At 67.4% G+C, this 14,985-nt stretch carries 9 protein-coding genes and 1 pseudogene; 1 reads left to right on the top strand and 9 read right to left on the bottom strand.

Annotated features, from left to right (window positions below; translation table 11 throughout):
- Positions 1 to 130 precede the first annotated feature (130 nt).
- The 4 genes from ACWCIA_RS07120 to ACWCIA_RS07105 form a co-directional block, all read right to left on the bottom strand.
- Positions 131 to 1,468, bottom strand: a complete 1,338-nt coding sequence (locus ACWCIA_RS07120; RefSeq protein ID WP_454161893.1) for a hybrid sensor histidine kinase/response regulator — start codon at positions 1,466 to 1,468, stop codon at positions 131 to 133.
- A 12-nt stretch (positions 1,469 to 1,480) separates the two neighbouring features.
- On the bottom strand, positions 1,481 to 2,950 hold the full coding sequence (locus ACWCIA_RS07115; protein WP_454161892.1) for an RAD55 family ATPase: 1,470 nt from the start codon (positions 2,948 to 2,950) through the stop codon (positions 1,481 to 1,483).
- Entirely contained in the window at positions 2,951 to 3,397 is a 447-nt protein-coding gene (locus tag ACWCIA_RS07110; RefSeq protein ID WP_454161891.1) for a hypothetical protein, read from the bottom strand.
- A gap of 162 nt (positions 3,398 to 3,559) precedes the next feature.
- Complete coding sequence (locus ACWCIA_RS07105; protein ID WP_454162084.1) at positions 3,560 to 3,772, bottom strand: hypothetical protein; 213 nt, start codon at positions 3,770 to 3,772, stop codon at positions 3,560 to 3,562.
- A gap of 160 nt (positions 3,773 to 3,932) precedes the next feature.
- Between ACWCIA_RS07105 and ACWCIA_RS07100 the strand changes: the two genes are divergently transcribed.
- Entirely contained in the window at positions 3,933 to 5,744 is a 1,812-nt protein-coding gene (locus ACWCIA_RS07100; RefSeq protein WP_454161890.1) for a DUF885 domain-containing protein, read from the top strand.
- Between the two features lie 628 nt (positions 5,745 to 6,372).
- Here ACWCIA_RS07100 and def read toward each other — a convergent pair.
- The 5 genes and pseudogenes from def to smc form a co-directional block, all read right to left on the bottom strand.
- Positions 6,373 to 6,906 (bottom strand): annotated as a pseudogene (gene def, locus ACWCIA_RS07095) (peptide deformylase); the annotation flags it as partial.
- Positions 6,893 to 7,804, bottom strand: coding sequence for a UTP--glucose-1-phosphate uridylyltransferase GalU (gene galU, locus ACWCIA_RS07090; RefSeq protein WP_454161889.1), 912 nt, complete (start codon positions 7,802 to 7,804; stop codon positions 6,893 to 6,895). The gene galU and the pseudogene def, both read right to left, overlap by 14 nt.
- Positions 7,805 to 7,820: 16 nt before the next feature.
- Positions 7,821 to 10,190, bottom strand: coding sequence for an NAD-dependent DNA ligase LigA (gene ligA / locus ACWCIA_RS07085; RefSeq protein WP_454161888.1), 2,370 nt, complete (start codon positions 10,188 to 10,190; stop codon positions 7,821 to 7,823).
- A gap of 7 nt (positions 10,191 to 10,197) precedes the next feature.
- Complete coding sequence (locus ACWCIA_RS07080) at positions 10,198 to 11,328, bottom strand: cell division protein ZipA C-terminal FtsZ-binding domain-containing protein (protein WP_454161887.1); 1,131 nt, start codon at positions 11,326 to 11,328, stop codon at positions 10,198 to 10,200.
- Positions 11,325 to 14,849, bottom strand: coding sequence for a chromosome segregation protein SMC (smc, locus tag ACWCIA_RS07075; protein ID WP_454161886.1), 3,525 nt, complete (start codon positions 14,847 to 14,849; stop codon positions 11,325 to 11,327). The genes ACWCIA_RS07080 and smc overlap by 4 nt, the downstream gene beginning before the upstream one ends.
- Positions 14,850 to 14,985: the final 136 nt, after the last annotated feature.

Below are 14,985 nucleotides of genomic sequence, written 5' to 3'. Positions count from 1 at the left end.
CATTTATTCATTAACGAAGCTGAGCGGAGCCTAGAAATTTAGCGTCCCAATCGATAGAAATGTTCGCGTCCCGCAAGCGCAGTAAACGCGTGGACTCGTAATCGAGGCCCCCGGCCTCGATTACTCCACCCTACGATCGCGGGGCCACCAGCGCCAATAAGGCATCCGGGCTGACCGGTTTCACGAGGTAGTGGTCGAACCCGGCAGCCTGCGCCCGGGCGCGGTCCTCGGCCTGGCCGTAGCCCGACAGCCCGATCGCCACCGGCGCAGCACCGTCCTGCTCTGCGCGCAGGCGGCTCACCACTTCCAGCCCGTCCATGCCGGGCAGGCCGACGTCGCAGACGACGACGTCGAAGCGTTCCGAGAGCAGCCGCGCCAGCCCTTCCTGCCCGTCGTGGACGACGCTCGTGTCGTGCCCTTCCATGTCGAGGAAGGCCTTCAGGGTGTCGGCGGCGTCCGGATTGTCTTCGATGATGAGCACCCGGCAAGGCGCCAGGGCCGCGCTGTGCTGCGCGGGCGCCTCGCCCTGGGGCAGCTCGCAGGCGGGCAGGCGCAGGATGAAGCGGCTGCCCTGGCCCACGCCCGGGCTCTCGGCGTGGATGGTCCCGCCGTGCATCGCCACCAGGTTGCGCACCACGTTCAGGCCCACGCCCAGGCCGCCCTCCGAGCGCGCCAGCGAGCGCGGCCCCTGGGTGAACAGGTCGAAGATATGCGGCAGCACCTCGGGCGCGATGCCGGTGCCGTTGTCGGCCACGGTGGCGACCACCTCGTCGGCCAGCCCGGTGACGTGCAGGGTGATGGTGCCGCCGTCGCCGGTGTACTTCGAGGCATTCCCGAGCAGGTTGGTGAACACCTGGGCCAGGCGCACTCGGTCGCCGCAGGTGCCCAGCGGCTCCGGCGGCAGCTGCACCTCGAGGTGCTGGTTGCGCTCGCGCACGCGCGGCATGACCGTCTCGACGGCCTGGTCGATGACTTCGGCCAGTGCCAGCGCTTCGCGGCTGATGGTGATCTTGCCGCTGCTGATGCGGGCGGCGTCGAGCAGGTCGTCGAGCAGGCTGGCCATGTGGTCGACCTGGCGCCGGATGACCTTCGAAAAATTCAGTACCTGGGGCGAGGCGTTGGCCGAGCGTTCCAGCAGCATCGACGACATGCTGATCGGCACCAGCGGATTGCGCAGTTCGTGCGCCAGCATGGCGAGGAACTCGTTCTGGCGGCGGTTGGTGGCCTCGGCCTCGTCGCGCAGGCTCTGCTCGTTGATGGCGGCCACCACCAGGTGTTCGTTGGCTTCGCGCAGGCGGGCCACGCTGCGCTCGAGTTCTTCCTTGTCGCGCAGGGCCGCGCGCAGGCGCGCGACCTCGCTCTCGAGGCCGCCGATGTGGCGCAGCAGCGCGCCTGTGTAGGCGTCGGGCTGGGGCCCGGCCGAATCAAGGGAACGCTGCATCGAGCCGGACTCTTCTTCCTGAAACATTCCCCAATCTCCTCATTTCGGTGCGAAACCCGATGCCGCACCACCGCCGAGGACGCCTGCAACTTCGGTGGGAAGCTCGTCCACCTCCAGGCCCTGGTCGGTGATCCGGTACTCGCGCAGGTCGGTACTGTGCGCGCTGCCGCGCACCTTGATCACGGACATGAACTTGTGCAGCCTGCCGTCGACCTCGGCGTAGCGCAGGGCCACGACCGCATCGGTCAGGTAGGAAATATTGGCCTGGCTGAAGCGCAATTCGTTGAACATGTCGTCCTGCCCGATCGTCACGATGGCCGTCACGCCATGCTTCGCGACAGTCGACAGCAGGCGGAACACCGCCAGGCGCAGGTCGGCATGGAATTCGGGCGCCATGTAGAGCCCGAATTCGGACAGCGAATCGATCACCAGGCGGGTGGCGCCGGTGCGTTCCAGCGTGTGCATCAGCTCGTCGATCAGCTCGTCGACGGTCAGGTCGAGCAGGCGGCTCTCGACCACCGTGACGGCGCCGCTTTGCACCAGCTCGGCCAGCTCGGCATTGCGCAGGCGCGGCGTGCCTTTCTCGAAGTAGACGGCGACGCCCTTCTCGCCCTGGCGCGCGCCCTCCTGCAGGAAGCGCGTCGCGGTAATGGTCTTGCCCGAACCGGTCGGCCCCACCACCAGCATCGTGTGCCCTTGCGGCAGGCCGCCGTGCATGAGGGCGTCGAGACCGGGCACGCCGGTCGAGACGCGGCGCGGCTCGCGGTCGATCGTCCCCCCTGGCAGGCGGTCGTCGGCGAGCTCCGGGAGGATGCGCGGATAGGCGCGCAGGCCGTCGTCGGTGATGCGGAAGTTGTGCGAGCCGGCCAGGTGGGCGCGGCCGCGCATCTTCACGACGCGCATCTTGCGCACCACGGTGCTGTGCTCATGCACCTGGGTCAGCGACAGCATGCCGTCGGCCACGGTCACGATGGGATTGGCTTCCGGATCGGCATTCATGTATTCGCCGATCAGGAAGGTCGTCGCCTGCCAGCTCGTCATGCGCGTGCCCAGCTCCTGCACGAAATACTGCAGGTCCGCCACGCCCTGGTTGCCGGGCTTGGCCGTCTGCACCACGGAACGGAAGGAGTCGACGAACACGAGCGAAGGCGAGAATGCCTCGACCTCGGCCATGATGCGGTCGAGTACGCCGCTGAAGTCGCCCGTGCGCAGGCTTTCGCCCAGGTTCACGTAGCGGATCGCGGAGCCGACCTTGGTGAGGTCGAAGAACGAGAACTGCTGCTGGTAGCGCAGCATCTTCAGCGGCGGTTCGCCCAGCACGGTGAAGAACAGCGCGCGCCGCTCGGGCGTCGCCAGGGCAAACATGATCTGGTGGGCCAGCGTGGTCTTGCCGCTGCCCGGGGGGCCGGCAATCAGGTTGAACGAGAACTCGGGAAGACCTCCGCCCAGGAGGATGTCGAGTCCCGGCACCCCGGTTTTCAGGAGGCCCAATGATACTTTGTCGGTCATTTACTTCTGCTCCTGTCCATGCTTCTGCCCGTCCGCGGCTGGCTGTGCGACGTGTAACAGCTGTTTCGTTAATGCTTCGCCGATCAAGTTGCCCAGCAGCGTGGTGAAAGTCTCGAGCAAGGCGCCATTGGCGGCGCCCGCATGCTCGGGTCCGATCTCGTTCAGGGTTCTGGTCAGGGACGTCATCAAATCGGCCAGCGGCCTTGCGCTGTCGCAGGTGGACAGGCGCTCGAAGCGCACTGCCGACAGGCGCAGCGCGCGCCCGAAGAGCGCGCAAAAGCCGCTTTCGCCGATCAGGGGCGTGAGCTGTTCGCTCAGGTGCAGCCAGGGCTGCACCAGTGCCGCTGTTCCGGAAGCATGGATGCCGGAGGCTCCCGGCTCGCGGGGCCGGTTCATCGTGTCGGCAATGTCTGTCGACCGTGGCCGCTGGCCTTCTCTGTGGTCCATGCTTGCTGTTCAGCTGTCGTTTGTTATGGTGTTCGGCCGGCCTTCCAGCGGGCTGAAAAGCGATTATAAGGGTAAAGTCGGCAATTTTTATTATTTAACATGCGGACGCGCCAAATTCCTACGCGGGCTCTGCTGTAAGAAAAAAACTTGGGGCTGTTCGCGTTAAGTGTGGGGAACGGCGCTACGCCCGGCGCCAAGCGCTGCGCGCAACAGCCCCTCGGGTGTGCCGATGCGCCCGCCATCGATCGCCCAGCGCCAGCCCAGGTAATTGCTCAGGTAGCGGCTGGCCACGCCACGAAACGCCTGCAGCTCGCGCTGGCGCCGCGTGAGCGTTTTCAGTTGGGCAAGAAAATGCTCGAACTTGCGTGTCTGCATGGCAGTCTCCGGCATTGGTATGGATGAGATAGACCTCAGCCGTTCCGGAAGATTCCACACTCAACGTGAACAGCGCCAAAAACTTTCTGCCGCACGTGCCAAGGCTGCGACATAATGCCAAGCAGCAAATTTCTGCGTGTGAACGAAAGTGGAAGACATGATGAAACAGAAATCCCGCGACCTGCTGCGCGCCACCCTGTGCGCGGCCGGCCTCCTGGCGCTGACCGCCCACGCGGCGCCCCCTCCTGCGGCAGCGAATGCGACGGCTGCGAGCCGCGCGCCGGCACAGGCCATGGCGGCCGACCGCCGCTTCGCCGCCATCCACCAGGCCGAATGGAAGTGGCGCATTGGGCAGCGCCTGGCCAGCGACGAAGGCGCGCGCGGCCGGGTCCGCCCAGAGCTGCCGCGCGTCGACGGCGCCACCCAGGTCGCGCGTCTGGCCCACTGGCAGGGCGTGCTGCGCCAGCTCGACGCCATCCAAGCCTCTGCCCTGTCCGCGCCCGAGCGCATCAACTACCAGGTCTACCGCGCCCAGATCGCTGCCTTCGTCGAGGAACTGCGCTTCCGCGAATACGAAGCCCCGGTCAACGCCGACAGCGCCTTCTGGACCGACGTCACCTACGGCGCGCGCCAGCCCTTCGCCCAGCCCGACGACTACCGCAACTACCTGAAGCAGCTGGCCAGCATGCCGCGCTATTTCGACGAGCAGCTCGCCAACATGCGCGCCGGCCTCGCGCGCGGCTTCACGCCGCCGAAGGTGACGCTCAAGGGCCGCGACGCCGCCCTCGCCTCGGTGGCCGGCGCCAAGCCCGAGGACACCGTCTTCTTCACGCCCTTCAAGACCATGCCGGCGACGATCCCGGCCGCCGAGCAGGCCGCGCTGCGCGCCCAGGCCGTGGCGGCCATCCGCGAGCAGGTACAGCCGGCCTATGCGAAGGTCCTGGCCTTCATGCGCGAGCAGTACATGCCGGGCGCGCGCGAGGCGCTGGCGGCCGAGAGCCTGCCCGACGGCAAAGCCTACTACCAGTCGAAGATCGTCGAATACACGACGACGGACATGAGCGCCGACGAGATCCACCGCATCGGCCTGGCCGAGATGGCGAAGATCCGCGCCGAGATGGCGGCCATCATTGCGCAGACGGGCTTCAAGGGCAACCTGCCGGCATTCTTGCAGTTCCTGCGCACCGATCCGCGCTTCTACGCCAAGACCCCGGAAGAGCTGCTGATGCGTGCTGCCTGGACGTCCAAGAAATTCGACGCCAAGGCCGGCCAGTACTTCGGCTACCTGCCGCGCCAGCGCTTCGCCATCAAGCCGGTCCCCGACGACCAGGCGCCCTACTACACGGCCGGCCGCGGCGGCCCTGGCGTCTATCTCGTCAACACCTACAACCTGCCCGCGCGCGCCCTCTACAGCCTGCCGGCCCTGACCCTGCACGAGTCGGCCCCTGGCCACGCCTTCCAGATGCCGGTCGCGCTCGAGCAGAAAGGCGTGCCGCCGTTCCGCAGGGCGTACATCTCGGCCTTCGGCGAAGGCTGGGCCCTGTACACCGAGCGCCTCGGCGTCGAGATGGACATCTACGAGACGCCTTACGAGGTCTTCGGCATGCTGAGCTACCAGGCCTGGCGCGCCTCGCGCCTGGTGGTCGACACCGGCATCCACGCCAAGGGCTGGACCCGCGAGCAGGCGCAAGCCTACCTGGCCGGGAACACGGCCCTGTCGAGCCACGAAGTGGAAACGGAAGTCGACCGCTACATCTCCTGGCCAGGCCAGGCGCTGTCCTATTACCTGGGGCAGATGGCGATCATGAAAGCGCGCGCGAAGGCGGAGAAGGCGCTGGGATCGAAGTTCGATATCAGGAACTTCCACGACACCGTGCTGCAGCTGGGGTCGGTGCCGTTGCCGGTGCTGGCGGCGCGGATCGACCGCTTCATTGCGGAGGGCGGGCCGAGTCCGTATCCGAAGGAAGGTTGAGGACAGGCGCTGGGGTCTGCGATCGCGCAGCGCCCCTAGCGCCTCCCCGTAGGGTGGGCACTTGTGCCCACGCGGACCGGAGGCGCCACGAACGGCTCAGGCAACAGCCCCGCGATCTTCAAACGCCCGGTCTTAAACGGACGCTTCCGGTACGCAAACTCCGCACCGCGTGGGCTCAAGAGCCCACCCTACGTTACGGCGCCGCCCTCAGCCAGGCCAGGGCCGCCTCGATGTCGTCATAGAACACACGATCGTCGCCTTCGGAGAAGGCAATGCGCGCCAGGTAGGCGATCTTTGTTCCGGGCACGAGGATCGCGCGCCGCAGCTTGATCGCCCCGAGCTGGTCGTCGAGCTTTTGCTGCATCAGCGCGATGTCCGCGCCCGGGGCGATCATTGTGCGCGCGTCGTACAGCACGCGGCGCAAGCCCGTCTCGTGCGCCAACTCCAGGACCCGCTCCTGGCACAGGCGCAGCGTTGCTTCATCCATCACGCCCAGCTGCTCGACGAGCAGGATGTCGCCGCTGACGCGCACGTCCAGCTTCGATGTTGCGCTGCCCGACGCCAGGGCGCCGACCTTCGTGCCGGCAGCTTCCGCTGCCTGCGGGCGGCCTGGTGTCTCGGGCGCGTCATCGTCCGCGTTCGGATCGAGCCCGGGGAACATCACTTCGGTAAACCCGAAGCGCGAAAAATCCCGGATCCGCATCGGATACAGGATGCCCAGCAGGTGGTCCACCTCGTGCTGCACCACGCGCGCATGGAAGCCGTCCACCTCGCGCCGGATAGGGTTGCCGTGCTGGTCCACGCCCTCGTAGCGCAGGCGGGTATGGCGCGGCACGCTGCCGCGCAGGCCGGGCACCGACAGGCAGCCCTCGAAGCCCTCTTCCATCTCGTCGGACAGCGGGGTGAGGACGGGGTTGAGCAGCACCGTTTCCGGCACCTGGGGCGCGTCCGGATAGCGCGCGTTGTGCTGGAAGCCGAAGATCACCAGCTGCAGGTTGACGCCGATCTGGGGCGCGGCCAGGCCGGCGCCGTTGGCGGCGTGCATGGTGTCGAACATGTCGGCCACCAGCGCGTCGAGTTCGGGCGTGCCGAACTCGCGCACGGGTTCAGCCACGCGCAGGAGGCGCGGGTCGCCCATCCGCAATATCTCACGTACCGCCATGGTCGTTTTCCTTCTTCGTTTGCTGCGCCAGCTGCGCCAGGAAGGCGCGGAAGCCCTCGGCGGTTTCCGGGTGCTTCAGGCCCATCGCGGCGGTCGCTTCCAGGTAGCCGAGCTTGGAGCCGCAATCGTAACGCCGTCCCGCATAGCGGTGCGCCAGCACGCGCTCGGCGCGCATCAGGGAGGCGATGCCGTCGGTCAGCTGGATCTCGCCGCCGGCGCCCTTGCCCAGGTTTTCCAGGTGGTCGAAGATTGCGCCGCTCAGCACGTAGCGGCCGACCACGGCCAGGGTCGAAGGCGCGTCTTCCGGCTGCGGTTTTTCGACGATGCCAGAGACCAGCTCCAGGTTCGGCCGGTAGGGACTGGCCGAAACGATGCCGTACTGGCGCGTCTGCGCGCGCGGCACGTCCTGCACCGCCAGCACGCTGCATTTTTCGTAGCCGTAGACTTCGGTCATCTGGGCCAGCACCGGGCGGGTGCCGGCTTCGGTGTCCATGAAATCGTCGGCCAGCAGCACGGCGAAAGGATCGGTGCCGACCACCGGGCGCGCACACAGCACCGCGTGGCCCAGGCCCAGCGGGGCCGACTGGCGGATGTAGATGCAGGTGACGTTCTTCGGGATCACCTGGCGCACCAGGTCGAGCAGCGCCTGCTTGTTGTGGGCTTCGAGCTCGGCCTCGAGCTCATAGGCCTTGTCGAAATGGTCTTCGATGGCGCGCTTGTTGCGGCCGGTGATGAAGATCATCTCGGTGATCCCCGCGGCCACCGCTTCCTCGACCGCGTACTGGATCAGCGGTTTGTCGACGATCGGCAGCATTTCCTTCGGCTGGGCCTTGGTGGCCGGCAGGAAGCGGCTGCCCAGGCCCGCCACCGGGAAGACGGCTTTGCAAATCTTGGTCATCGTGTAGTCCTCCGTATCAGTTGGCGCCAGCCTGCGCGCTCGCGAGCAGCGCCAGCAGCCCCGCCTCGTCGAGCACGGTCACCCCGAGCGACTCGGCCTTCGCCAGCTTGCTGCCGGCCTCGGCGCCGGCCACCACGTAGGAGGTCTTCTTCGACACCGAACCGGACACTTTACCGCCGGCCGCCTCGATCAGGGCGCCCGCTTCGTCGCGCGACATGGTCGGCAAGGTCCCGGTCAGCACAAACGTTTGCCCCGCCAGGCCGCCCTGGGCCGCATCAAGCGCTTCTTCGGGCAGCTGCTCGAGCAGTTCACGGCGCAGGTCCGACAGGCCGGCGAGCGTCTCGCGCTTGCCCGGCTCCGCCATCCAGCCCTCCAGCGCCTCGACCACGTTCTGCGGCAGTCCGAACACGCTGAACACGCGCAGGTGCGCTAGGTCTTCGAGTGTACGGCCGGCCAGCAGCTGGCGCGCGCGCGGCTCGGTCAGCCTGGGGATGCCCAGCGCGGCCAGCAGCGCGACCTCGTCCAGGCGCTCGCGCAGGGCGGCTTTCGGCGCATGTTCGCCGGCCGGCGCCACACCGGTTTCCAGCAGCGCGTCGAGCGCGGCCTGGTTCTTCGGCTCGGCGAAGAAGTCGGCGATCGATTCGGCCACGGTGCCGCCGATGTCCGGCAGCACGCGCAGCAGGGCCGCCGGGGCGCGCCGCACCAGGGCCAGGGAACCGAGCCAGTCGGCCAGGGTCTTGGCGGTCGATTCGCCGACATGGCGGATGCCGAGCGCGAACAGCAGGCGTTCGAGCGGCGGCTGCTTGCTGGCGGCGATCGCGTTCAGGAGGTTGTCGGCCCATTTGGTGGCCACTTTCCCGCCCTTGACGGTGTCCGGAGTGGTCCCGTCGCGCTCGTCGGCCAGGCGCTTCATGGTCAGCAGGTCGTCCAGCGTCAGCCGGTACAGGTCGGCCACGCCGTGGATCAGGTTGCACTCGACCAGGCTGTCGATGTAGCGGTCGCCCAGGCCTTCGATGTCCATCATGCGGCGGCCCGCGAAGTGGCGGATCGCTTCCTTGCGCTGGGCCGCGCAGGACAGGCCGCCGGAGCAGCGCGCCACCGCCTCGCCTTCTTCGCGCACGACGTGCGAGCCGCAGACCGGGCAGGTCTTCGGCAGTTCGTAGACGGCGGGTTCCGGCGCCGGGCGGCGCTCCAGCACCACGGCCAGCACTTCGGGAATCACGTCGCCCGCGCGGCGCACGATCACCGTATCGCCGACGCGCACGTCTTTTCTCCGCACTTCGTCTTCGTTGTGCAGGGTCGCATTGGTGACGGTAACGCCGCCGACCGAGACCGGCACCAGGCGCGCCACCGGGGTGATCGCGCCGGTGCGTCCGACCTGGACGTCGATCGCGGACACCGTCGTCAGCGCTTCCTCGGCCGGGAACTTGTGAGCCAGCGCGAAACGCGGCGCGCGCGACACGAAGCCCAGCTGGCGCTGGTCGGCCAGGCGGTCGACCTTGTAGACGACACCGTCAATCTCATACGGGAGGGAGCCGCGTTTTTCACCGATATTGCGGTAGTAGCCCAGCAGGCCTTCGCGGCCGGCGACGACGGCGCGCTCTTTCGAGACCGGCAGGCCGAGGCGGTCGAACCAGTCGAGCACCTGCGAATGCGACTCGGGCATGGCCGCGCCTTCCAGCTGGCCGATGCCGTAGGCGAAGAAACGCAGCTTGCGCTGGGCCGTGATGCGCGCGTCGAGCTGGCGCAGGCTGCCGGCGGCGGCGTTGCGTGGATTGGCGAATTCCTTCTGGCCGGCTTCGCGCTGGCGCGCATTGAGTTTCGCGAAATCGTCCTTGAACATCAGGACTTCGCCGCGCACTTCCAGCACCTCGGGAATGTCAGGGCCATGCAGGCGCAGCGGAATCACGCGCACGGTGCGGATGTTGGCCGTCACGTCTTCGCCGGTGTAGCCGTCGCCGCGGGTGGCGGCCTGTTTGAGGACGCCGTTCTCGTAGCGCAGGCTCATCGCCAGGCCGTCGAACTTCAGCTCGGCCGCGTAGGCGACCTCGCTCGCGTTGGGGTGCAGGTCCAGTCCCTCGCGCACGCGGCGGTCGAAATTGTCGACGTCCTCGTCCTGAAAGCCGTTGTTCAGCGAGAGCATCGGCACCGCGTGGGTCACCTGTTTGAACTCGGGGATGGGCGCGGCGCCCACGCGCGAGGTCGGCGTGTCCGGCGAGACCGCTTCCGGGTACATGCTCTCGAGCTCCTGCAGCTCGCGGAACATGCGGTCGTACTCGGCGTCGGGGATGGTCGGCGCGTCGAGCACGTGATAGTTGTAGATGTGGCGGTTGAGTTCCTCGACCAGCGCCGCCATGCGTGCGAGATAGTCCTGTGCTTCGCTCATGCAGGCCTCAGCTGAACAGGCGCAGCGCGCGGGTCGAACCGGCCGGGATGTCTGCCGCTTCCATCTCGGCGTAGAACTCCTTGACCTGGCCGGCGATCTCGTCGAGCGTCGCGTCGAGCAGCGGCTGTTCGTAGTCGTCGACCACGGTGGCGTCCAGGCGCAGCGCGAGTTCCTTGGCGCAGCGGACCATGGCGGCGAAACCGTCGCGGGAAGGCGCCACGCAAGGCACGTCCAGCAACAGGGTCAGGCGGTCGGTGGTGTCGGCGCCGAGGGTGACGTTGGTCGAGAGCGTGAACAGCACGCCGCCGGCGCCGTCGGGCATGGCGAAGCGGCCGCTTGGCCCCACGTCGAAGCCGGCGTTTTCGAGCGCGCCGATCAGGGTCGAGATCGCCCATGGCGCGCTGTTCGATTTGAGATTGACGCCGAGCTGGGCGTCGTGGCCGGCGACGAACTTGTGCAGGGTGCGCGCTTCGCTCATCACTTCCATCATGTCCGGCACTTCCGGCTCGGCGCCGATCTCGTCGGCCACGGCGCGCAGGCGCGTCACCAGTTCCGAGTACTCGATCTCGTTGAGGGCCGTGGTGCGGGTGGCCATCTGCACGCCGGCCTGGAGTTTCGTGTAGACGCCGCCGTGCACGATCGGCTCCCAGTCGCCGTTCACGGCCAGGCCGATGTAGTGGATCGGCTTGCTGCCCACGCGGCGCAGCTTGGCCAGGGCCGGCAGGATCTTGTCGCCGCGCGCAGCGCCTTCCAGCGCCAAAGGCACCATGCAGTCGATCAGCGGGTCGACCAGGTTCTCGGCCACTTCGGCCGGCGGCGCCGAGGGCATCATGCCCGGCAGCGGCGCGGCTGGCGCCGCACCGTCGGCAGCATCTCCGCCACCACCAGCGGCACCGGCAGCAGGGGCGCCGAAGCTCGGCTCCGTCGTTTCCATGCCGGGCGCGCCGCCGATGTCGAGCACCGGTTCGCTGCGTTCGATAGTCGTGCCGTCCGAGCGCATCAGGACGTCGTCATGGTCCGAGGCGAAGGCGCGCTCGACGCTTTTGCGCGCCTTGTGCTCCTGCCACTTGTTGTAGGTGATGACGCCGACGACGAATACGCCGCCTGCCGCGATCAGGCTCATCTGGAAGTCTGTCATGCTGCTTGTGCCTCTTGTGCGAAATGGGCGGCGGACTCCATGTCCACCGCCACGATGCGCGATACGCCCTGCTCCTGCATCGTCACACCGATCAGTTGATTGGCCATTTCCATCGCAATCTTATTGTGCGAAATGAAAAGGAATTGGGTATGTTCGGACATGCGCTTGACCATGCGGCAGAAGCGCTCGGTATTGGCGTCGTCCAGGGGCGCGTCGACCTCGTCCAGCAGGCAGAACGGCGCCGGGTTCAGGCGGAACATCGAAAACACCAGCGCCGTAGCGGTCAGCGCCTTCTCCCCGCCCGAGAGCAGGTGGATGGTCGCGTTCTTCTTGCCCGGCGGCTGCGCCATCACCTGCACACCGGAGTCGAGGATTTCGTCGCCCGTCATCACGAGTTTCGCGTTGCCGCCCCCGAACAGGATCGGGAACAGCTCGGAAAACTGCAGGTTGACCCGGTCGAAGGTGTCCTGCAGCAGGTCGCGCGTTTCCTTGTCGATGCGGCGGATCGCGTCTTCCAGCGTGGCGATCGCCTCGTTCAGGTCGGCGTTCTGCGAATCGAGGAAGCGCTTCCTTTCGGTGGCCGTGGCCAGCTCCTCGACCGCCGCCAGGTTGACCGCGCCGAGCGATGCGATCGCATTCGTCAGGCGCGTCACCTCGCCCTGCAGGTACTGGGGTTTCAGTTCGGGGTCGAGCTTGTGCGCGAGCGCCGCCTCGTCCGCGCCGGTGGCGGCCAGGGCTTCCGCGAACTGCTCCTGGTTCAGGCGCGCGGCCTGCTCCTTGAGCTGCATTTCCGTGATGCGGTCACGCTGCGGCTGCAGCGAACGCTCGGTGCCCATGCGCCCTTCCTCGGCATGGCGCAGCTGCTGCGCCACCTGGTCGAGTTCATGGCGGGCGTCGGACAGGGCTTTTTCCTGGTTGGTGCGGCGCTCCAGCAGTTCCTGCAAGCCTTCGTGGGCGGTCCCGCTTTCCAGCGCCGACAGTTCGCTCTGGCCAGAGGCGAGCGCTTGGGCCACCTGGGCCGCCTGCTGGGTCGCGGTGGCGATGCTGCGCCGCAGTTCCTCGATGCGGGCGCGCGCCGTCTTCTCGGCGAACAGCGCTTCCTGGGCGCCGCGTTCCAGCTCGCGCAACTTGTCGCGCGCCTCGGCCAGCGCGCTCTCCCGCTGCAGGAACAGGGTCTGGCCATCCTCGAAGCTGCCCTGCAGTTCGGCCAGCTCCATGTCGAGCTGCTCGAACTGCTGTTCAGCCTCTTGCTGAACCATGCGCTGCTCTTCTTCCTGGGCGGCGATCTCGGCGAGGTCGACGTCGATCTGGCTGCTTCTCTGGTTGAAGCGCGACTCGACCTCGTTCTGGCGCACGACCTCGATCTGCAGCGCATGGGTTTCGCGCTGCAGGGTGGCGATGCGGGCGCGCGCATCCTGCAGGCGGCGCGTCAGTTCGGAAACAGCCGCATCGGCGCGCACGGCGCGGGTGCGCGCATCATCAAGCAGCAAGGCCTGGGCGCGCAGCTGCGTGCTCGTGTGGTCGATGTCGTGCTGGCGCTGCAGCATGCCGTCCTGCTCGGCGTCGGCCGCGTAGAAGCGCACGCTCGATGCGGTGATCACGTGGCCCTGGCGCGTCACGAAAGAGCCGCCCTGGGGCAGGCGCGCGCGTTCGGCAAAGGCTTCCGTCGCCGTCTCGGCCACGAACACCAGGTGCAGCCAGTCGTTCAGGACGCCGCGCACGCCCGGGTCGTTCAGCTTCAGGAGCGTGGCGAAGGACTTCAGGCCGACGAAGTCCGGCGCCGGCGGCGCGCTCGGGGCCGGGGCATACAGGGCCAGGCGTGCCGGCGGCGCATCGCCGGCAAAGGCCTTGGCCCACTCGATGTTCGACAGCTCCAGCGCGCCGGCGCGTTCGCGCAGCACCGCTTCCAGCGCGGTCTCCCAGCCCTCCTCGACCTGTACCTTCTGCCACAGGCGCGGCAGGGTGTCGAGTTCGTGTTTTTTCAGCCAGGGCGCGACCTTGCCCTGGGTTTGCACGCGCTCCTGCATCTGCTTCAGCGCGGACAGGCGCGCTTCCAGCTGGGCGTTCTTGGCCGCCTCCGATTGCGCCGCGGCCTGGGCTTCGCGGCGCTCGGTCTCGGCGGCATCCTGGCCGGCCGCCGCTTCTTCCTGCAGCAGGGTCTGTTCTTCCAGCGCTTCCTGCTTTTCCTCGAGCTGCAGGCGCAGGTTGGCGAGGTGGGCGCTGTCCGGCGGCGCCAAGTCCTTTTTCTCCGCCTGCAGGCGTTCGCGGCGCGTGGCCAGGCCGTTCAGGATGTTGCCGGCGTTACGGCCGTGGGCGGCGGCCAGCTCGATGCGCTGGCGCACTTCGCCGATGCGCGCGCGCGCCTCGTCGCCGCGGCGCTGGGCCTCGCGCCAGGCGGCGTCGAGTTCCGGCAGGCGTTCGTTCTGCGCTTCGACCGCGATCTGGGCGCCTTCCGCGCGCGCGGCCAGTTCCTCGACCTTGAAGGTGGCCTCCTCGATCTGCTCCTCGTATTCGGCGGCCTGCGCCAGCCACTGATCCCGCTGGGCGGCGAGCGTGCCGAGCTGGTTCTGCAGGCGGGTGCGCGACTCGATCACGAACTTGATCTGCGCTTCCAGGCTGCCGATCTCCGAATTGGTCTGGTAGAGGGCGCCCTGGGCCGTGTGCAGGCGGTCGCCCACCGCGAAGTGGTGCTGGCGCAGGTGTTCGAGTTCCAGCTCGACGTTGCGCAGCTTGGCCGTCTGTTCTTCCAGGCTGTTCTGCGCTTCTTCCATCTCGCGGAAGTAGCGGGTCTGCTCGGCCTGGGCCTCGTTCTTGCGCATCAGCCAGAGCAGCTTCTGCTTTTCTTCCTGGTCGGCCTGCAACTGGTGGAAGCGGTTGGCCACGGCCGCCTGGGCCTCGAGCTTGTCCAGGTTGGCGTTCAGTTCGCGCAGGATGTCTTCGACGCGCAGCAAATTTTCGCGGGTGTCGGACAAACGATTCTCGGTTTCCCTGCGGCGCTCCTTGTACTTCGAGACGCCCGCCGCCTCCTCCAAGAACACGCGCAGCTCTTCCGGGCGCGATTCGATGATGCGTGCGATCATGCCCTGGCCGATAATCGCGTAGGCGCGCGGGCCGAGGCCGGTGCCGAGGAAGATGTCCTGGATGTCGCGCCGGCGCACCGGCTGGCTGTTGATGTAGTAGGTCGAGGTGCCGTCGCGCGTGAGCGTACGTTTCACTGCGATTTCGGCGTACTGCCCCCACTGGCCGGAAGCCTTGCCATCGCTGTTGTCGAACACGAGTTCGACCGAGGCGCGGCCCGAGGGCTTGCGGTGGGTCGAGCCGTTGAAAATCACGTCCTGCATCGACTCGCCGCGCAGCTCCGACGCTTTCGATTCGCCCAGCACCCAGCGTACGGCGTCGATGATGTTCGACTTGCCGCATCCGTTCGGGCCGACCACGCCGACCAGTTGCCCAGGCACCTGGAAATTGGTGGGATCGACGAAAGACTTAAACCCCGACAATTTGATGGAGGATAGTCGCACGTTGCTTGGATTACCAGGGAAACGTTAAAGGCGCCATCATACCATCTGTTGCTTGCATTTCGGCCAAGTTTGGAGACAGGCGGCCTGCGGCGTGGACGCGGACACGCCCTATGGGGGCAGCGGCATTTTACAGAAG

This window comes from Massilia sp. SYSU DXS3249 (genome assembly GCF_053668055.1).
Note: the sequence above shows the minus strand (reverse complement) of the source record. Positions and strands in the feature narration are given on the sequence as shown.

Bases quoted from the DNA above. Each gene is read 5' to 3' on its own strand.
- ACWCIA_RS07115 (WP_454161892.1), bottom strand. From the start codon at position 2,950: ATGACCGACAAAGTATCATTGGGCCTCCTGAAAACCGGGGTGCCGGGA.
- ACWCIA_RS07120 (WP_454161893.1), bottom strand. From the start codon at position 1,468: ATGTTTCAGGAAGAAGAGTCCGGCTCGATGCAGCGTTCCCTTGATTCG.
- ACWCIA_RS07080 (WP_454161887.1), bottom strand. From the start codon at position 11,328: ATGACAGACTTCCAGATGAGCCTGATCGCGGCAGGCGGCGTATTCGTC.
- ligA (WP_454161888.1), bottom strand. From the start codon at position 10,190: ATGAGCGAAGCACAGGACTATCTCGCACGCATGGCGGCGCTGGTCGAG.
- ACWCIA_RS07100 (WP_454161890.1), top strand. From the start codon at position 3,933: ATGAAACAGAAATCCCGCGACCTGCTGCGCGCCACCCTGTGCGCGGCC.
- galU (WP_454161889.1), bottom strand. From the start codon at position 7,804: ATGACCAAGATTTGCAAAGCCGTCTTCCCGGTGGCGGGCCTGGGCAGC.
- ACWCIA_RS07105 (WP_454162084.1), bottom strand. From the start codon at position 3,772: ATGCAGACACGCAAGTTCGAGCATTTTCTTGCCCAACTGAAAACGCTC.
- ACWCIA_RS07110 (WP_454161891.1), bottom strand. From the start codon at position 3,397: ATGGACCACAGAGAAGGCCAGCGGCCACGGTCGACAGACATTGCCGAC.